This window comes from Burkholderia sp. Ax-1719 (genome assembly GCF_011753055.1).
Classification (GTDB): Bacteria; Pseudomonadota; Gammaproteobacteria; order Burkholderiales; family Burkholderiaceae; genus Paraburkholderia.
In genome coordinates this window covers 1-15,829 of the sequence record NZ_VWWJ01000003.1, presented here as the reverse complement: position 1 = coordinate 15,829, position 15,829 = coordinate 1, and the positions used below count along the sequence as shown (strand labels likewise).

Genomic DNA, 15,829 nt, shown 5'->3' with positions numbered 1-15,829 from the left:
CACAAGGAACCCCATGCACGTAGATCCGGTCACGCTAGTCTGCCTTTCGCTCGCGACGCTTTTCGTCGCCTTTTTGCCGATTTCGCTTTATCGCCGGCTGCGCCGGCCCTTCCAGTTTGACTGGCGCGACACCATCGCCGGGATCGCCATTTTTGCGCTGTTCGCCACGGTGATCGAGCGCGCGCTCAACGGGTTTCTGCTGAACGAAAACCCGCAGACGGCCGAACTGCTGACCCATCCCATCGCTTTCGTGGCCTACGGCGCGCTCGTTGCGGGCGTGTGCGAGGAAGTCGGGCGCTACATCGCCATGCGCATGCTGGCGCGGCGCGGCGGGCGGCTTCCGAACACGCCGCAGGACAGCACGGGCCTTGCCTACGGCATCGGCCACGGCGGGGCGGAGGCGTGGTTTGTCGGCGTGCTGGTGCAACTGCAGTGGATCTTCTTCGCGGTGCTCGCCAATCGCGGCGACCTCGACACGCATCTGACCAACCTGACGATGGATTCGGTGCTTCGCGTGCACCTGATCCTCGCCACGCTTTCGCCGCTGCATGCGGGTGTGTTCGCGCTCGAACGCACGGCGGCTTTCGTGTTCCAGATCGGGCTTTCAGTGCTGATGTGGCGCGGCGTGCAGGCGGGCCGCAAAGCCATCCTGCCGATCGCGATTCTCGTGCACGCGCTGATCGACGTGCCCGCCGCGATGTTCCAGGCGCGCCTCGTGCCGCTCGTCGCCGTGGATGCGCTCTATGTCTCGCTGGCGATCGTCGCCGCCATCGTGCTGTTCAAGAGCTGCGCACCGCGCCGCAGCGAAGCACACGCGGCCTGAAGACAACGCCCGCGCCAGCGTTGCACTGGCGCGGCGACGCCGCCTCGGGTACGCTTCGGCGCTATCTCGAAACCCTATCCTGAGAGCCCAGATTCCGGGCACAAGCGAGCGATGGAAGACTATCTGTTTGAATGCGCGAGCGCCGATATCGAGCAGCTCGCGCGCGTGATCGCCGATATTTTCCCCGAGCAGACGCGTTTTGCCGAGCAGGCCGCCGAAAACGGCACGCCGCAACTGGTCGTGCATTGGGTGGCGATGCGCATGGGCACGGCCGCGCGCCGCATGACGCTGACGGTGGCCATCGCGCCCGCCGCGCTGGCGCGTTATCGGGCCTTGCCTGCGCGTATGCGCTCGCGCAGTTTTGCTGTTCTGCACGCCTATGTGGAGGCGACGATCGGCTCGCTCGAAGAGCAGCACGCGAAAGGCGAGGAAACGCCGCGCGACGTCACGCTCGATCTCGATGAGGAATTCGCGTAAGGCGTTAATCGGCTACGCGATACACCTTCGCGAACCGCGCGGCTTTTACGACACCGTAATCGCCGGGCGCGTACTGCATGACCCAGTCGCCGGCTTCTCCGTGCAGGCGGTCGCCGCCCGCCGAGCGCACGATCGTGAACGGCTCGTCCATGCGTTTGGCGAGCACCACGCTCGGGCGGTTGCGATAGGCGCCAGGCGCGCCGTGCGCGAGCGCAGCATCGGCAGGCAGATACTTCGGATCGAAGCGCTCGCGCGACACGACCCAGCGCTCGCCGGTGGCGCCGGTGATGATGGCGTCGCCCGGGGCGTAGCGGTTCGGGCCTTCGAGGCTCATCAGCTCGCCCGGGGCAGCGGCGAATTCGACGGTGACGGTTTCGTCCTTGACGACACGTTGTGCGGCGGAATCGGCGGCGAGGTCGAGTTGGGTCAGTTCGATCATGGTGGTAGTGGCGGACCTGCCGCAAAAGGCTTTGATGTGCATCGACTCGTGTCGATGCGGGAAAACTGCCTGAAATATAGGCTCTAAGTCGAGCTGATACCAGAAACCAGGCAAAGCGACGCGATAAACGCGCGACAAAAAGCACGACGGCCGGGCAATCTGCCCGGCCGTCGTGCGGTCCGCAAGCGTACCTTGAAATCGCGCACTACGCGAGCGGCGCGCGATTTTCCCGGTGCTTTACTGTGCTGCCGGTGCGCTAGCCGCGTCGGCGCCGCTGGCTGCGGCGGCCGGAGCCTTGGCCTTCGGCTTCAGCTTGTGCTTCGGATGTTGCGCCGGGCCCTTCGGACCGTGATCCGGGTGACGGAAGGTCGTATCGGCCAGCTTCTTCTGTTCCGGCGAGAAGCTGGTGTACAGCGGCTCGAAGGCCGTCACGAGCTTCTGCATGTCGTCAGCGTGCGCCTGGGTGATCTGGGCGTACTGCTTCATGTCGTCGAGCGCGTTACGTTGCGCTTCGCCTTCCACGCGCTGCTTGTACAGATCGGCCATGGTCTGGCCGTTGCTGCGCATGACGTCGGCGAACGTCTTCCATTGCGGCTCCTGATCGGCGGTGATCTTCAGCGCCGAATGCAGATACGTGATGCGCTCTTCCACACGCTGCTGATGCTGCGCGGCGCGCACATCGGCGCTCGATGCGGCTGCGGCGGCCGGCGTGGACGAAGCTGCGGTCTGCGCGACAGCGCCTTGTGCAAAGGCGGCGCTCATCGTGAGCGTGGCGGCAAGGATGACGAAAGCTTTCTTCATTGTTGCTCCTTGAATCTTCATTTCGTAGCGAGTTTGTGGCTAGTTCGTATCGAGCAGGTGCAGAACCCGTCGGTGCAAAGCGTTGCAGGCGTTATTAGTACCACGTTATCGCGACAAATCGACTGCGATGCGACAACTGCTTACAAACGAAACGCTCGGAAATAAGCTGAAACACCTCGCTTTGCATGCTGCATAGGCGATGGATAAGCGAGCGATAATGGCATCACACATTTAATGCCTTGATGCTTCAGGAGCCGTCCAAACGATGAGACCGCCGCGCCTCGACCAACTCGACGACCTCGATCGCAGCCTCGTTGCGCTGCTGCAGGAAAACGCGCGTGAAAGCGTGGCGAATCTCGCGCGCCAGCTGGACGTCGCGCGCACCACGGTGCTGGCGCGCATCGCGCGGCTCGAACGATCGCAGGTCATCGCTGGCTATGGCGTGCGGCTCGGACAGGATGTGCTCGATGCGAGCCTTCAGGCATGGGTCGGGCTCATCATCGCGCCGCGCCACGGTCCGGATGTACAGAAGCGGCTGGGCAAGATGCCCGAAGTGCAATTGCTCTGCGCGGTGAGCGGCGAATATGACTATGTCGCGTGGTTACGCGCCGCTTCGCCCGAGCGCCTGAACGAGCTACTCGACCAGATTGGCGGCATGCAGGGCGTGGAGCGCACGACGACCTCGATCGTGCTGGCGCGCAAGATCGATCGCGGCACGGTGACACCCTGAACCGCGCCTTGAAATCGGCACCGTTAACACGATTTTTATAGTTTTTCGTCATTTCGACCAAAACCTTTGTCGATATGACGAAAGGCAACGTCGAAGCGCATCATTTTGCGCCTATGATCTGATTTTGCACCTCCCTAGACTGTAGCCGAGCGGGCGCGGCATGGCCCCCGACCACAGAACACCAACAAGGAGATGCAAGATGAAAGTCGCTATCGCAGGCGCCGGCCTGATCGGCCACACCATTGCACACATGCTGCGCGAAACCGGGGACTACGAAGTCGCCGCACTCGATCGTGATGCGCGCGCGCTCGAAGCACTCGCCGCGCAGGGCATCCCCACCGTGCGCGTCGATTCCGGCGACGCCGCTGCGCTACGCGGCGCGCTCGAAGGCTACGACGTGCTCATCAACGCGCTGCCGTATTACCTCGCGGTGAACGTGGCATCGGCGGCGAAGGGCGCGGGCGTCCATTACTTCGACCTGACCGAGGACGTGCGCGCCACGCACGCGATCCGCGCGCTCGCCGACGGCGCGGACCACGCCTTCATGCCGCAGTGCGGTCTCGCGCCTGGCTTTATCGGACTCGCCGCGCATGCGCTCGCGAGCCGCTTCACGGAGATCCGCGAAGTGAAGATGCGCGTGGGCGCGCTGCCGCAATTCCCCACCAACGCGCTCAAATACAACCTCACGTGGAGCGTGGACGGCCTCATCAACGAATACTGCCAGCCTTGCGAAGCAATCCGCGACGGTCGCACGCAGTGGGTCCAGCCGCTCGAAGGCCTGGAGCACTTTTCGCTCGATGGCGTGGAGTACGAAGCATTCAATACGTCGGGCGGTCTGGGCACCTTGTGCGAGACGCTGTCGGGCCGTGTGGAGTCGCTCGACTACAAGTCGGTGCGCTATCCGGGCCACCGCGCGCTGATGCAGTTCCTGCTCGAAGATCTGCGCCTGTCTGGCGACCGCGATGTGCTCAAGTCGATCATGCGCCGCGCGATTCCCGCGACGGAGCAGGACGTCGTGCTGATCTTCATGACGGTCACGGGTATGCGCAACGGGCAACTCGTCCAGGAGGTCTTCACGCGCAAGATTTTCGCGAAGACCGTCTGCGGCGTACCGATGAGCGCGATCCAGATCACCACGGCGGGCGCGATGTGCGCGGTGCTCGACCTGTTCCGCGAAAAGAAGCTGCCGCAGGCGGGGTTCGTGCGTCAGGAGCAGGTGGCGCTGTCGGACTTTCTTGCCAACCGCTTCGGTCAGGTGTACGAAGGCGCCACGCTCGATTCGTTCGCGCCGGTAGCCGTGGTCTAAAAGCGTGGCGTAAAAGCGAGTCTTCGATTCAACCGGTCCGCACAAGCCGATCCAGCAGCGCGTCGTAATCGGCTTGCGCGGGCGCGGTTGTATCGAACACGATCAGATCGTCCCGTTGCGCGCCTGCGGGTTCGAAGCGCCGTTGCCGATATTCGTCCCAATGCGCCAGTTTCCAGTCGTCGCCGGGATGCGCACGTGCGACGATGCGCTGTTGCGCCGTCTCCTCGGCGGCTCGCACCCACACGGCGGCGAGCGCCACATCCTCACCCACGCCCAGCCAGTCCCGATCCAGCAGACGCCGTTCGCGCACTTCGCGAGAGAGCGGCCCGACCGCGAGCACGCTCACGCCCAGCGCGAGGTTTTCGCGTGCGGTGTCGAGCATGCCTTGATATTCGGGATCGCGCAGATGATGGAGAAAGAGCGGACTGTCGCGATCATGCGGATCCTGACCGAGCGCGGCGAGCGTCGCGGCACTGGTGCGGCCGTAGAGCGTGTCTTTATCGAGCAGGCAGAACGGCTCGCCCGTCGCGCGGGCAAGCGGGCCAAGCAGATGTTTGGCAAGCGAAGTCTTGCCGGTGCCGGCGTGTCCGCAGAAGAAAACCAGCCGTGTCACGTACGCCGATCCAGGGATTATTCAGGAGGTTGAGCGCCGTTGTCGCCGTTGAGGAGCTTGCCGTTGGCGTCGAGCCACATCACGTTGATGATGCCGAAGCCCAGCGCCACGCCGATGCCGAGTATCCACGTGAAATACCACATCGCTTGCGTCCTCCCTGGTTTGACGGGATGAAGCGGCGCAAGTGCTTCAGGAACAGCGTCCCGATCCTGCGCCAATTCCGGCAGCATATACCATCGCCGCCGCCGCGCCCGTAATGTGCGCCGCCCGGCGCGGCGGGCAGCACGCGTGCGGTTATGATGGACGCTCGCAGGTCCGCCGCACCACGCATCCAGACAAAAGCCGTCGGAGAGCCGACAAAGGGGAGAGCGCCCATGCCGCTGCGCGTATGCAAAGAGCGTCACCGTTCGTGGGGCGTCGCGCCCGTTGCGGCAGTCGCCGCCCTGGCGCTGGCATTGGCGCTGGGCGGTTGCGCCGAAGAGCGCGCGCCGCCCATGCCGTTCAAACCCGTACCCCAGTCCCGCATCCAGAAACCCGGCTACACCGAGCCAGGCGAGGGCCTCGTCGCCGTGGATGTACGGCGCGAGCGCATCCGCGACGTCATCGTTAAATTTCGCGACGCGCGTATTTACATCGACGGCGAAGAAGTCACCGACGTCATGGACGGCGAGCACGTCACGTTTTACCTGAAGCCGGGCGTCCACCGCATCGGCGTGACGACGCAGTTCGATCCGGTGATTGAATTGCGTTTCCTCGTCGATCCGCGCTACACGAATCGTGCGAGCGTCACGTTCGACAAGGATCATCGGATCGGCATCCGGCGGGTCGCCCAGTAAGCGCCAGCGCTTGCCGGCCCCAAGCCAGCGGCGTTTCACGGGCCCGCGACTTTCACCTTGCTTTCAGCCGCAGTGCCCGGACGTCCCGGCACTGCGCTTGCTATGCGCCTTGCGGAACTGCCTCGGCGCGCGAAGGTCGATGCAACGCTTACACTTGGCAACCGCTTTAAGCGAATCAACTTCAGCGAATCAACTCAGGACAGGCGGCGCGCCGGCATTGCCGCGCGCCGCCGGGACGAATCCGAACATGCTTATCAATTGCGCCGCGTATCAGAGCGGCAAGAAACTGGCCGATATTCAGATCGAGGCCATCAGCGACTATCTGCAAAAGCCCGAATGCTTCGTCTGGGTCGCACTCAAGGACCCGGACGCGGGCGAAATGGCCGCGATGAAGGAAGAATTCGATCTGCACTCGCTGGCGATCGAAGACGTCATGAACGGCCGGCAGCGCCCCAAGATCGAGGAATACGGCGACACGCTGTTCGCGGTGTTCCATACGATCGAGATCGACGGCGATGGGGAGATCATCACCGGCCAGGTCAATGTATTTGCCGGGCCGAATTTCGTGCTCTCCGTACGCCATCGCGCGCAGCAGGGTTTCCAGGAGGTGCGCGCGCGCTGCGAACGCGAACCGGATCTGCTCAAGGAAGGCTCCGGTTTCGTGCTGTACGCGCTGATGGACAGCGTGGTCGACCGCTATGCGCCGGTGCTTGAGGCGCTCTCTAGCGAGATCGAAGAGCTGGAAGACCGCATCTTCGAGAAACACACGCTCGCGCAGTCGCGCGCCATCATCGAGGATCTGTACTCCCTCAAGCGCCGTCTCGTGATCCTGCAGCACCACATCACGCCGCTCGTCGATGCAGTCGGCAAGCTGGTGGGCGGCCGCATCCCGCAAGTGTGCCTGGGCATGCAGGCCTACTATCGCGACGTGTACGACCACCTGGTGCGCATCTCCAACATGATCGACGCGCGCCGCGAAATGATTGTCACGGCCATTCAGGTCAACCTCGGCATGATCTCGCTGGCCGAGAACGAGGTGACCAAGCGGCTCGGCTCCTTCGCGGCTTTGTTCGCCGTCCCGACCATGATTGCGGGTATCTACGGGATGAACTTCGAGCACATTCCGGAGCTACATTTCAAGTATGGCTACGAAGTCTGTCTCGCCGTGATGGCGATCATCGACATCGTGCTGTACATCCTGTTCCGCCGCGGCGGCTGGCTCTGATAGTCTGCGGCTCCGCAGGTGCTTCATCACGTGCTTCACATGCTGCATCGCAGCGCGACAAAAGCGATTCCCAGACGCAACGCGCTGAGCACGATGCAGCAACTCGCGGTAAATTGACACCGCGTGCAGCGGCCCGGCGGGAATGGGCCGCCTGCAAACGTTTGCGCATAAGCAGAAATACGGCCCAGCCGGGCCAGACAACTGGAGACTCCAAAGATGAACTCCCGCATTCGCCGTCGCTTTCTTTGTACCGCTGCTGCATTTCTCGCTGTTTCGGCATTGCCGCTTTCGGCGCATGCCCAGGCCGCCGGCCACAAGCCCAAGGTCGCCCTCGTCATGAAGTCGCTCGCCAACGAGTTCTTCCTCACCATGGAGAACGGCGCGAAGGACTACCAGAAGCACAATCCCGCTGAGTTCGATCTCATCACCAACGGCATCAAGAACGAAACCGATACGGCCGCGCAGATCCAGATCGTCGAGCAGATGATCGTCTCGAAGGTGGACGCCATCGTGCTCGCGCCGGCCGATTCCAAGGCGCTCGTGCCGGTCGTGAAGAAGGCCGTGGATGCGGGCATCATCGTCGTCAATATCGACAACCGGCTCGACCCCGACGTGCTGAAGTCGAAGAACCTGAACGTGCCATTCGTCGGCCCGGACAACAAGAAAGGCGCGCGTCTGGTCGGCGATTACCTGGCGAAGAAGCTGAAGTCGGGCGATCAGGTCGGCATCGTCGAAGGCGTGTCCACCACCACCAATGCGCAGCAGCGCACGGCCGGCTTCAAGGACGCGATGGACGCGCTTGGCGCGAAGATCGTCTCCACGCAGTCGGGCGAATGGGAAATCGACAAGGGCAATGCCGTGGCCTCGGCCATGCTCAACGAGTACCCTGACCTGAAGGCGCTGCTGTGCGGCAACGACAACATGGCGATCGGCGCCGTGTCGGCCGTGCGCGCGGCGGGCAAGCAGGGCAAGGTCTACGTGGTCGGCTACGACAACATCGACGCCATCAAGCCGATGCTCAAGGACGGCCGCGTGCTCGCCACCGCCGACCAGTACGCCGCCAAGCAGGCCGTGTTCGGCATCGACACGGCGCTCAAGGCGCTCAAGGAGCACAAGAAGCAGGCCGATCTCTCCGGTGTGGTCGAAACGCCGGTCGTGCTGGTCACGAAGTAAGCCGCCTCATGGGCGTGGCGAAGGCCGGGAAGGCACAAAGTATGCATGCCGAATCGTTCGGCGCGCCTTCCGGCCTTCGTTTTCACTGGATGGTTAAACCGCGCAGCCCGGCCCGGCGCCTTGCGGGCGGGGCTGCGCAGGTTAGTCGCACCGGTCTCGTGTGAGACTTGTGTAATAAACCGCTCAAGAAAAGCGATGCGCCGCCGTTATTCGTAGCGTGATGGCTGCGTGAGCAAGGTTGAAGGATCGCGCCGCCAACGGCGGACCGCCCGAACGGCGTGCGCCGGCTTGTGGAGAGGGCGGGCCAGCGCGTACCGCGCGCCGGCAGCGCCCTTTTTGTGCGGATCGTACAACAGCGCCGAAGGCGGCCCTGGCAGCGCGACTACAGGATCGTGATGGAAGCAATTGCCCCCGATGCACAGTCTCCCGCATCCGCCGAAGGCGTGGTGCTCACGGTGACGGGCGTCGGCAAGACCTACGAGCAGCCGGTGCTCGCCGACGTCAGCCTCGCGCTGCGCGCGGGGGAAGTGCTTGCGCTCACGGGCGAGAACGGTGCGGGCAAGAGCACGCTGTCGAAGATCGTCGGCGGGCTGGTGACGCCCACGCACGGCAGCATGACGCTGATGGGGCGGCCTTACGCGCCTGCGAGCCGCAAGGAAGCGGAAGCGCTTGGCGTGCGCATGGTGATGCAGGAGCTCAACCTCCTGCCTACGCTTTCGGTCGCCGAGAACCTGTATCTGAATCACCTGCCGCGCGCGAAGGCGCTCGGCTGGACCGGCTGGATCGATCGCACGCGTCTGCGCGAAGATGCGCGCGCAGCGATGGCGCAGGTGGGCCTCGACGCGATCGACCCGGACACGCCGGTCGGGGAGCTTGGCATCGGTCATCAGCAACTGGTGGAGATCGCCCGCAACCTGATCGGCACTGAGGGCGCGCCGCTGCGCGTGCTGATCCTCGACGAGCCGACCGCGATGCTCACGGGCCGCGAAGTCGAGCTGCTGTTCGAGCAGATCGCCCGACTCAAGGCGCGCGGCGTGGCGCTGGTCTACATCTCGCACCGGCTCGAAGAGCTGGAGCGGATTTCGCAGCGTGTGGCCGTGCTGCGCGACGGGCGCCTGGTGCGCGAGGACGCAATGGCGAACCTCACGCCCGATCGCATCGTCGCGCTGATGGTGGGACGGGAGCTTGGCGAGCAGATCGACCTGGGCGAACGGCGCATCGGCGCGCCGCTGCTGAAAGTCGAAGGACTCGGGCGCGCGAATGTCGTGCGCGACGTGTCGTTCGAAGTGCGCGCGGGCGAGATTTTTGGCGTCTCAGGCCTGATTGGCGCGGGACGTACGGAGTTGATGCGCCTGATTTACGGCGCCGATGTGAAGGATCGCGGCACGGTCGCGCTTGCGGGCGCGCCGGGTCAAACGCCGGAGCCGGTGCAGATCGGCTCGCCGGTGGATGCTGTGCGGCTGGGCATTGCGCTGATCACCGAGGACCGCAAGGGCGAAGGCTTGCTGCTGCCGCAGCCGATCGCCGCGAATGTGTCGCTCGGTAATATCGGCGCGGTGTCGCGCTACGGCGTGGTGGATTCGACGCGGGAGAACGCGCTGGCTTCCGCGCAGATCGATGCGATGCGGATTCGCACGGCGGGTCCCGGGCAAGCGGTGGGCGAGCTGTCGGGCGGCAACCAGCAGAAGGTGGTGATTGGGCGCTGGCTGGCGCGGCGCGAGTCGAACGACGTGCGCGTGCTGTTGTTCGACGAGCCCACGCGCGGCATCGACGTGGGGGCGAAGTTCGACATCTACGCGCTGATGGGCGCGCTCGCACGCGAAGGCCGCGCGCTGGTGGTGGTGTCGAGCGACCTGCGCGAGCTGATGCTGATCTGCGACCGCATCGGCGTGATGTCGGCGGGGAAGATGACGGCGGTATTCGCGCGCGGCGAGTGGACCCAGGACAAGCTGCTCGGTGCGGCGTTCGCGGGCTATCGCGCCGAAGAGGCGCTGCTGGCCGATGCCGCCGATCTGCCCGATCCGGAAACCACGGTGGCGGGCGATCAAGGACCCCAGGCAGGATCACAAGCAGGACCAGGAGGAAGCGCTTCATGACGAATCAACCGTTGCGCGAACAACCAACGCCGCCAACGCCGGGCAACGAAGCGCAAGGTGCGGCGCGGGTCGCGAGCGGCAAGCCCGTCGGCACGCGTTTCGGCCTGTCGAATTATCTTGGGCTGGCGCTCGCGCTGGTGGCGATGATCGTCCTGTTTTCGCTGCTGAGTTCGCACTTTCTGACCTACGATACGTTCAGCACGATCGCGAACCAGATTCCCGATCTCGTGGTGATGTCGGTGGGCATGACGTTCGTGCTGATCATCGCGGGTATCGATCTGTCGGTGGGATCGGTGCTGGCGCTCGGTGCTTCGGTGGTGAGCGTGGCCGCGCTCAAGTGGGGGCTAGGGCCGCTGCCTTCGGCGCTGCTCGGCCTGCTGGCCGCGGCGCTAACGGGTACGCTCACGGGCGCGGTGACGGTGGGCTGGCGCATTCCGTCGTTCATCGTTTCGCTTGGTGTGCTGGAGGCCGCGCGCGGCCTCGCGTACCAGATGACGAATTCGCGCACCGCGTATATCGGCGATGCGTTCGACTTCCTCTCGAATCCGATCGCGTTCGGCATCTCGCCTGCGTTCCTGATCGCCGTGGCGGTCATGGTGATCGCGCAGCTGGTGCTCACGCGCACGGTGTTCGGCCGCTACCTGATTGGTATCGGTACCAACGAGGAAGCCGTGCGGCTCGCGGGCGTCGATCCGCGGCCGTACAAGATTCTGGTGTTCGCGCTGATGGGCGCCTTGTCGGGCCTTGCGGCGCTGTTCCAGGTGTCGCGTCTCGAAGCCGCCGATCCGAACGCGGGCGTCGGTCTGGAGTTGCAGGTGATCGCGGCCGTGGTGATCGGCGGCACGAGTTTGATGGGCGGCAGAGGATCGGTGATCAGCACGTTCTTCGGCGTGTTGATCATTTCGGTGTTGGCGGCGGGGCTCGCGCAGATCGGCGCGAACGAGCCGACCAAACGCATCATCACCGGCGCGGTGATCGTGGTGGCGGTGGTGCTCGACACGTATCGCAGCAACCGGCGCAACAAGCGCCGAAGCAAATGATGAAAGCGCAGGAAAAAGAGCATTAAAAAGCGGCAAACGCGTTGAAGCAGGAGATGGCAGGCTGCGGACCGGCAGCGCGCACATCGCCGCGAACATCGCGGGAATCACAGCAATAAGAACGTAACGAGGGCGCGTCCGCGGAGCAGACCAGCAGCACCAGCGTGGACGCCGAGAGCAATCGCCGTGTGTACGGCGGCAGCAGTAGAAAACGTGCAGGACGAAGCAGGAGCAACAGAAAAATGGCGACGATCAAAGATGTGGCCGCCGTGGCGGGGGTGTCATTCACGACGGTGTCGCATGTGGTGAACAATTCGCGGCCCGTATCCGCGGAGGTGAGGGCCAAGGTCGAGCAGGCGATCCGCGACCTCAACTACGTGCCTTCGGCCGTGGCGCGCTCGCTCAAGGCACGCTCGACCGCGACCATCGGGCTGGTGGTGCCCAATGGCACGAATCCGTATTTCGCCGAACTCGCGCGCGGCGTCGAGGACGGCTGCGCGCAGAAAGGCTACTGCGTGTTCTTCTGCAATTCGGACGACGATCCCGTCAAGCAGCGCAACTATCTGCGCGTGCTGCAGGAAAAGCGGATCGACGGGCTGATCGTGGCCTCGGCCGGCGACGACGCCGTGCTGGCCGCGACGCTGGGCGACACGCGCGAGCCGATCGTGGTGGTAGACCGCAACATTGAAGGCCTCGACGCCGATCTCGTGCAGATCGACCACGAGCGCGGCGCGTGGCTCGCGACGCGCCACCTGATCGAACTGGGCCATTCGAATATCGGCTGCATCACCGGGCCGGTCGCGACGGCGGTGAGCGCCATGCGCATGCACGGTTTCCTGCGCGCGATGGCCGAACGCGGCATCGAGATCGCGCCGGGCGCGATCGTCGAAGCGGATTTTTCGGGCGCGGGCGGTTACCGCGCGGCGGCGCAGCTATTCGACACCGTGCGCCCAAGCGCGATTTTCGCGGGCAACGACATGATGGGCATCGGCGCGCTGCGTGCCGCTGCCGAACGCGGCTTGCGCGTGCCGGCCGATGTTTCGATCATCGGTTTCGACGATATCGAGCTGGGTCACTTCACGTGGCCCGCGCTTTCGACCGTCGGCCAGCCGGCGCGGGCGCTTGGCGAGATGGCGGCGCTTACGCTGATCGAGCGTATCGGCGCGGCGGAACGCGAGCGCACCGGTGCCAAGGTGCAACGGCGTGTGATGACGCCGCAGCTTCTGCAACGCGAATCGACTGCGCCGTGGAGTGGCAACACGGAAGCGGAGTCCGAGCAGGAACCCGAACCCGAGCCTGCCTCGCTAGCGGCCTGAATCCAGGACTGAAGTCAGGCCTGACCTCGGGCCCGATTTCAGGCCCGACATCAGAGGACGCCAGCGCCCGCCGCACGGCTTGTCGACGCAACACCGTAGAGGAGATCACGTGGTGGCGACGAATCAGGCAAAGCGTGGCGGCGCTCAGGCGCCGGTTCATGGCCCAGACCCGGCGACGCCTGCTCGCGTTGCCGTAGTCGGCAGTCTCAACATGGATCTGGTGGCTCGCGCGCCGCGTCTGCCGCGCGCGGGCGAAACGCTCGCGGGCAGCGCGTTCGTACAGGTGGCCGGTGGCAAGGGCGGCAACCAGGCCGTGGCGGCAGCGCGGCTGGGAGCGCAGGTGGCGATGATCGGCTGCGTCGGCAACGATGCCAATGGCGAACGTTTGCGCGCCGGATTGCTAGCCGAAGGCATCGACTGTGACGCACTCGACACCTCGGCCGCCGCGCCCACCGGCGTAGCACTGATCGTAGTAGACGATGCGAGCCAGAACGCGATCGTCATCGTCGCAGGCAGCAATGGCGGCGTGACGCCCGCCTCGCTGGCGCGTCACGAAGCGGTATTCGCGGCGGCGCAAGTGGTCGTCTGCCAGCTGGAGACGCCGCCCGACGCCGTGCATGCCGCGCTCGCCGCGGCGCGCAAGCTGGGCAAGATCACGATCCTCAATCCCGCACCGGCAACCGGGCCCTTGCCCGAAGCGTGGTTGCCGCTCGTCGATTACCTCGTGCCGAACGAACTCGAAGCGGCGGCGCTTACCGGCTTGCCCGTGACGACACCCGACGAAGCCGCGCGCGCCGCGCATGCGCTGCGCGATGCGGGCGCGCGCAACGTGTTGATTACTCTGGGGGCACAGGGCGTGTGCGCGTTGCTCGACCGGAAAACGGACGCGCCGCGCCATTGGCCCGCGCCCAAAGTCGCCGCGATCGACACGACAGCAGCAGGCGACACCTTCGTGGGCGCGCTGGCCGCGCAACTGGCCGCAGGCGCCACGTCCGAAACCGCGATCCCGTTTGCGTTGCGCGCGGCGTCGATTTCCGTCACGCGGGCAGGCGCGCAGCCCTCCATTCCAACGCTTGCCGATCTGCGCAGTTAAGCGTTCGCCGCGTTATCGATCATTCGAAAGTAACAGACAGCAATTTGTAATTATTGCGTCATGCGTTTCGATTATTTCGTCATACCATATAACAATTTCAAGTCTCTCAAACGTTTGCCGTAAACGAATTCAGAGCAGGTTAAGCGCAGTTATTCGTTTTTCAGAAGCGGCAGCCACCGCTTTCGGCAAGTACGGGAGAGTCATGAACAAGGGCATCAGCATCAAGGCGCGCATCGGCCTCACGATGGGTTTTCTGGCGGCGTTGATCGTCGTCATCAGCGTGGTGGGGCTGCTGGGCCTCACGCGCTCCAACGACGCGTACCGCGATACCTACACCAACCAGATGCCTAGCAGCCATGCCGTGAACATGGCCGAAATCTACGCCGCACGCGAGCGCCTCGCGCTCGACCGCGCGGCTTTCCAGATCGGCACGCCCGACGCGGCCACCACGATCGGCCGTGCGCGCGAAATGCGCGGCATCTCCGACGGCTACTGGAAGAAGTACAGCGACCTGCCGCGCGGCCAGGAAGAGGACCGTCTTGCGCAGGACGTCGCGGCCCGTCGCGACGCGCTGCATCAGGTCGCCGACAACTTCGCCGCCATCATCACGGCAGCCGACCAGAGCAAGGTGCTCGACGGCGCCAAGGCGCTGCAGGCCGCCTACGACCAGCTCTCGAAGGCCGATCTCGCGCTCGACAAACTGCAGACGTCGCTGGCGCAGGATGGCTTCGATTCGGCGCAATCGGCATTTAGCGAACTGCGCATCGCGGTATTCGCGGCGCTGCTGATCGGCATCGGCGCTTCGGTGTTCTCGTTCCTCGCCCTGCGCCGCGCGATTTCGGAACCGCTCGGCGAGGCGCTGGGTGCGTTCACGGCGATTGCCGCAGGCGATCTGCGCCGCCCCGTTGTGGTGCGTACGCGTGACGAAATGGGCGAACTGCTCGGCGGCGTCTCGCGCATGCAGCGCAGCCTGACCGATACGGTTCGCTCGGTGCGCGAAGGCGCTGAATCGATCGCCACGGCCACGCGCCAGATCGCGGCCGGCAATATCGACCTGTCCTCGCGCACGGAAGAGCAGGCGTCGGCGCTCCAGGAAACCGCGTCGAGCATGGAAGAGCTGACCGGCACCGTGAAGCAGAACGCCGAAAACGCGCGTCAGGCGAGCCAGCTTGCGGCCAATGCATCGGAAATCGCCAACAAGGGCAGCAGTGTGGTGAGCCAGGTCGTCGGCACGATGGGCGACATCAACCAGAGCTCGGCGAAGATCTCGGACATCATCACGATCATCGAAGGCATCGCGTTCCAGACCAACATCCTGGCGCTCAACGCGGCCGTGGAAGCGGCCCGCGCGGGTGAAGAAGGCCGCGGCTTCGCGGTGGTGGCGGGCGAGGTGCGCAGCCTCGCACAGCGTTCCTCGGCGGCGGCCAAGGAAATCAAGGCGTTGATCGATACGTCGGTCGAGCGCGTGCAGGCGGGCTCGGCGCTGGTCGACGAAGCGGGCCGCACGATGACGGAGATCATCGGCGCGGTGCAGCGCGTGACCGACATCATGGGCGAGATCGCTGCCGCTTCGCAGGAACAATCGAGCGGCATCGATCAAGTCGCGCGCGCCGTCACGCAGATGGACGAAGTCACGCAGCAGAATGCGGCGCTGGTGGAAGAGGCTGCGGCCGCGGCCCAGTCGCTGGAAGATCAGGCGGGCCGTCTGCGCGCCGCGGTGGCGGTGTTCAACCTGGACGACCATGGCGCGTCGGCCATGACGTTCGCACCGACGGCCTCGGCCGCCCCCGCCAAGGCCAGCGCGAAGCCGCTGGTGCGTCCGGCGGCGAAGCCGGTTGCAGCCCGCCCGGCGCCCGCCGCCGCC

Annotated in this window: 15 protein-coding genes and 1 pseudogene; 12 read left to right on the top strand and 4 right to left on the bottom strand. The window is 64.9% G+C overall.

Going from position 1 to position 15,829, the window contains the following annotated elements; all coding sequences use genetic code 11:
• The first annotated feature begins 13 nt into the window (after positions 1–13).
• Complete coding sequence (locus F3J17_RS07580) at positions 14–823, top strand: YhfC family intramembrane metalloprotease (protein WP_167055644.1); 810 nt, start codon at positions 14–16, stop codon at positions 821–823.
• Positions 824–934: 111 nt separating this feature from the next.
• Positions 935–1,300 (top strand): DUF3022 domain-containing protein, encoded by a 366-nt coding sequence (locus F3J17_RS07575; RefSeq protein WP_167055642.1) that lies wholly within the window; start codon positions 935–937, stop codon positions 1,298–1,300.
• A gap of 4 nt (positions 1,301–1,304) precedes the next feature.
• Here F3J17_RS07575 and F3J17_RS07570 read toward each other — a convergent pair whose 3' ends face one another.
• Together F3J17_RS07570 and F3J17_RS07565 are read right to left on the bottom strand one after the other, a co-directional pair.
• Positions 1,305–1,739 carry a PGDYG domain-containing protein gene (locus F3J17_RS07570; protein WP_167055639.1) on the bottom strand — a complete coding sequence of 145 codons (435 nt, stop codon included), beginning with the start codon at positions 1,737–1,739 and terminating at the stop codon, positions 1,305–1,307.
• Positions 1,740–1,976: 237 nt separating this feature from the next.
• Positions 1,977–2,540: a Spy/CpxP family protein refolding chaperone gene (locus tag F3J17_RS07565; protein WP_167055636.1), complete on the bottom strand. Its 564-nt coding sequence runs from the start codon at positions 2,538–2,540 to the stop codon at positions 1,977–1,979.
• Between the two features lie 265 nt (positions 2,541–2,805).
• Between F3J17_RS07565 and F3J17_RS07560 the strand changes: the two genes are divergently transcribed.
• Both F3J17_RS07560 and F3J17_RS07555 read left to right on the top strand, forming a co-directional pair.
• Complete coding sequence (locus tag F3J17_RS07560) at positions 2,806–3,270, top strand: Lrp/AsnC family transcriptional regulator (RefSeq protein WP_167055633.1); 465 nt, start codon at positions 2,806–2,808, stop codon at positions 3,268–3,270.
• A 199-nt stretch (positions 3,271–3,469) separates the two neighbouring features.
• The gene (locus tag F3J17_RS07555; protein WP_167055630.1) at positions 3,470–4,576 is read left to right on the top strand and encodes a saccharopine dehydrogenase C-terminal domain-containing protein; all 1,107 of its coding nucleotides are present in this window, start codon (positions 3,470–3,472) and stop codon (positions 4,574–4,576) included.
• Positions 4,577–4,604: 28 nt separating this feature from the next.
• Here F3J17_RS07555 and F3J17_RS07550 read toward each other — a convergent pair whose 3' ends face one another.
• Both F3J17_RS07550 and cydX read right to left on the bottom strand, forming a co-directional pair.
• Positions 4,605–5,189, bottom strand: coding sequence for an ATP-binding protein (locus F3J17_RS07550; RefSeq protein ID WP_167055627.1), 585 nt, complete (start codon positions 5,187–5,189; stop codon positions 4,605–4,607).
• 53 nt (positions 5,190–5,242) lie between these two features.
• A pseudogene (cydX, locus tag F3J17_RS07545) lies at positions 5,243–5,332 on the bottom strand (cytochrome bd-I oxidase subunit CydX); the annotation flags it as partial.
• A 153-nt stretch (positions 5,333–5,485) separates the two neighbouring features.
• Between cydX and F3J17_RS07540 the strand changes: the two are divergent.
• From F3J17_RS07540 to F3J17_RS07505, 8 genes are all read left to right on the top strand, one after another.
• Positions 5,486–6,025, top strand: coding sequence for a hypothetical protein (locus tag F3J17_RS07540; RefSeq protein WP_240160860.1), 540 nt, complete (start codon positions 5,486–5,488; stop codon positions 6,023–6,025).
• A gap of 247 nt (positions 6,026–6,272) precedes the next feature.
• A complete protein-coding gene (gene corA, locus F3J17_RS07535) occupies positions 6,273–7,250 on the top strand; it encodes a magnesium/cobalt transporter CorA (protein WP_167055618.1) in 978 nt (325 codons plus the stop codon).
• Positions 7,251–7,466: 216 nt separating this feature from the next.
• Positions 7,467–8,423: a sugar ABC transporter substrate-binding protein gene (locus tag F3J17_RS07530; protein ID WP_167055615.1), complete on the top strand. Its 957-nt coding sequence runs from the start codon at positions 7,467–7,469 to the stop codon at positions 8,421–8,423.
• 395 nt (positions 8,424–8,818) lie between these two features.
• Positions 8,819–10,519, top strand: a complete 1,701-nt coding sequence (locus tag F3J17_RS07525; protein WP_167055612.1) for a sugar ABC transporter ATP-binding protein — start codon at positions 8,819–8,821, stop codon at positions 10,517–10,519.
• On the top strand, positions 10,516–11,559 hold the full coding sequence (locus tag F3J17_RS07520; protein WP_167055609.1) for an ABC transporter permease: 1,044 nt from the start codon (positions 10,516–10,518) through the stop codon (positions 11,557–11,559). Before F3J17_RS07525 ends, F3J17_RS07520 begins: the two co-directional genes overlap by 4 nt.
• 239 nt (positions 11,560–11,798) lie before the next feature.
• Positions 11,799–12,872: a LacI family DNA-binding transcriptional regulator gene (locus F3J17_RS07515; RefSeq protein ID WP_167055606.1), complete on the top strand. Its 1,074-nt coding sequence runs from the start codon at positions 11,799–11,801 to the stop codon at positions 12,870–12,872.
• Positions 12,873–12,984: 112 nt separating this feature from the next.
• Positions 12,985–13,965: a ribokinase gene (gene rbsK / locus F3J17_RS07510; RefSeq protein WP_345891149.1), complete on the top strand. Its 981-nt coding sequence runs from the start codon at positions 12,985–12,987 to the stop codon at positions 13,963–13,965.
• A gap of 202 nt (positions 13,966–14,167) precedes the next feature.
• A partial coding sequence (locus F3J17_RS07505; protein ID WP_167055603.1) for a methyl-accepting chemotaxis protein occupies positions 14,168–15,829 on the top strand: 1,662 nt, incomplete at its 3' end.

What these genes read in the sequence shown, in the direction of transcription:
- F3J17_RS07580 (WP_167055644.1), top strand. Translation starts at nt 14, where the DNA reads ATGCACGTAGATCCGGTCACGCTAGTCTGCCTTTCGCTCGCGACGCTT.
- F3J17_RS07575 (WP_167055642.1), top strand. Translation starts at nt 935, where the DNA reads ATGGAAGACTATCTGTTTGAATGCGCGAGCGCCGATATCGAGCAGCTC.
- F3J17_RS07570 (WP_167055639.1), bottom strand. Translation starts at nt 1,739, where the DNA reads ATGATCGAACTGACCCAACTCGACCTCGCCGCCGATTCCGCCGCACAA.
- F3J17_RS07565 (WP_167055636.1), bottom strand. Translation starts at nt 2,540, where the DNA reads ATGAAGAAAGCTTTCGTCATCCTTGCCGCCACGCTCACGATGAGCGCC.
- F3J17_RS07560 (WP_167055633.1), top strand. Translation starts at nt 2,806, where the DNA reads ATGAGACCGCCGCGCCTCGACCAACTCGACGACCTCGATCGCAGCCTC.
- F3J17_RS07555 (WP_167055630.1), top strand. Translation starts at nt 3,470, where the DNA reads ATGAAAGTCGCTATCGCAGGCGCCGGCCTGATCGGCCACACCATTGCA.
- F3J17_RS07540 (WP_240160860.1), top strand. Translation starts at nt 5,486, where the DNA reads ATGATGGACGCTCGCAGGTCCGCCGCACCACGCATCCAGACAAAAGCC.
- corA (WP_167055618.1), top strand. Translation starts at nt 6,273, where the DNA reads ATGCTTATCAATTGCGCCGCGTATCAGAGCGGCAAGAAACTGGCCGAT.
- F3J17_RS07530 (WP_167055615.1), top strand. Translation starts at nt 7,467, where the DNA reads ATGAACTCCCGCATTCGCCGTCGCTTTCTTTGTACCGCTGCTGCATTT.
- F3J17_RS07525 (WP_167055612.1), top strand. Translation starts at nt 8,819, where the DNA reads ATGGAAGCAATTGCCCCCGATGCACAGTCTCCCGCATCCGCCGAAGGC.
- F3J17_RS07520 (WP_167055609.1), top strand. Translation starts at nt 10,516, where the DNA reads ATGACGAATCAACCGTTGCGCGAACAACCAACGCCGCCAACGCCGGGC.
- F3J17_RS07515 (WP_167055606.1), top strand. Translation starts at nt 11,799, where the DNA reads ATGGCGACGATCAAAGATGTGGCCGCCGTGGCGGGGGTGTCATTCACG.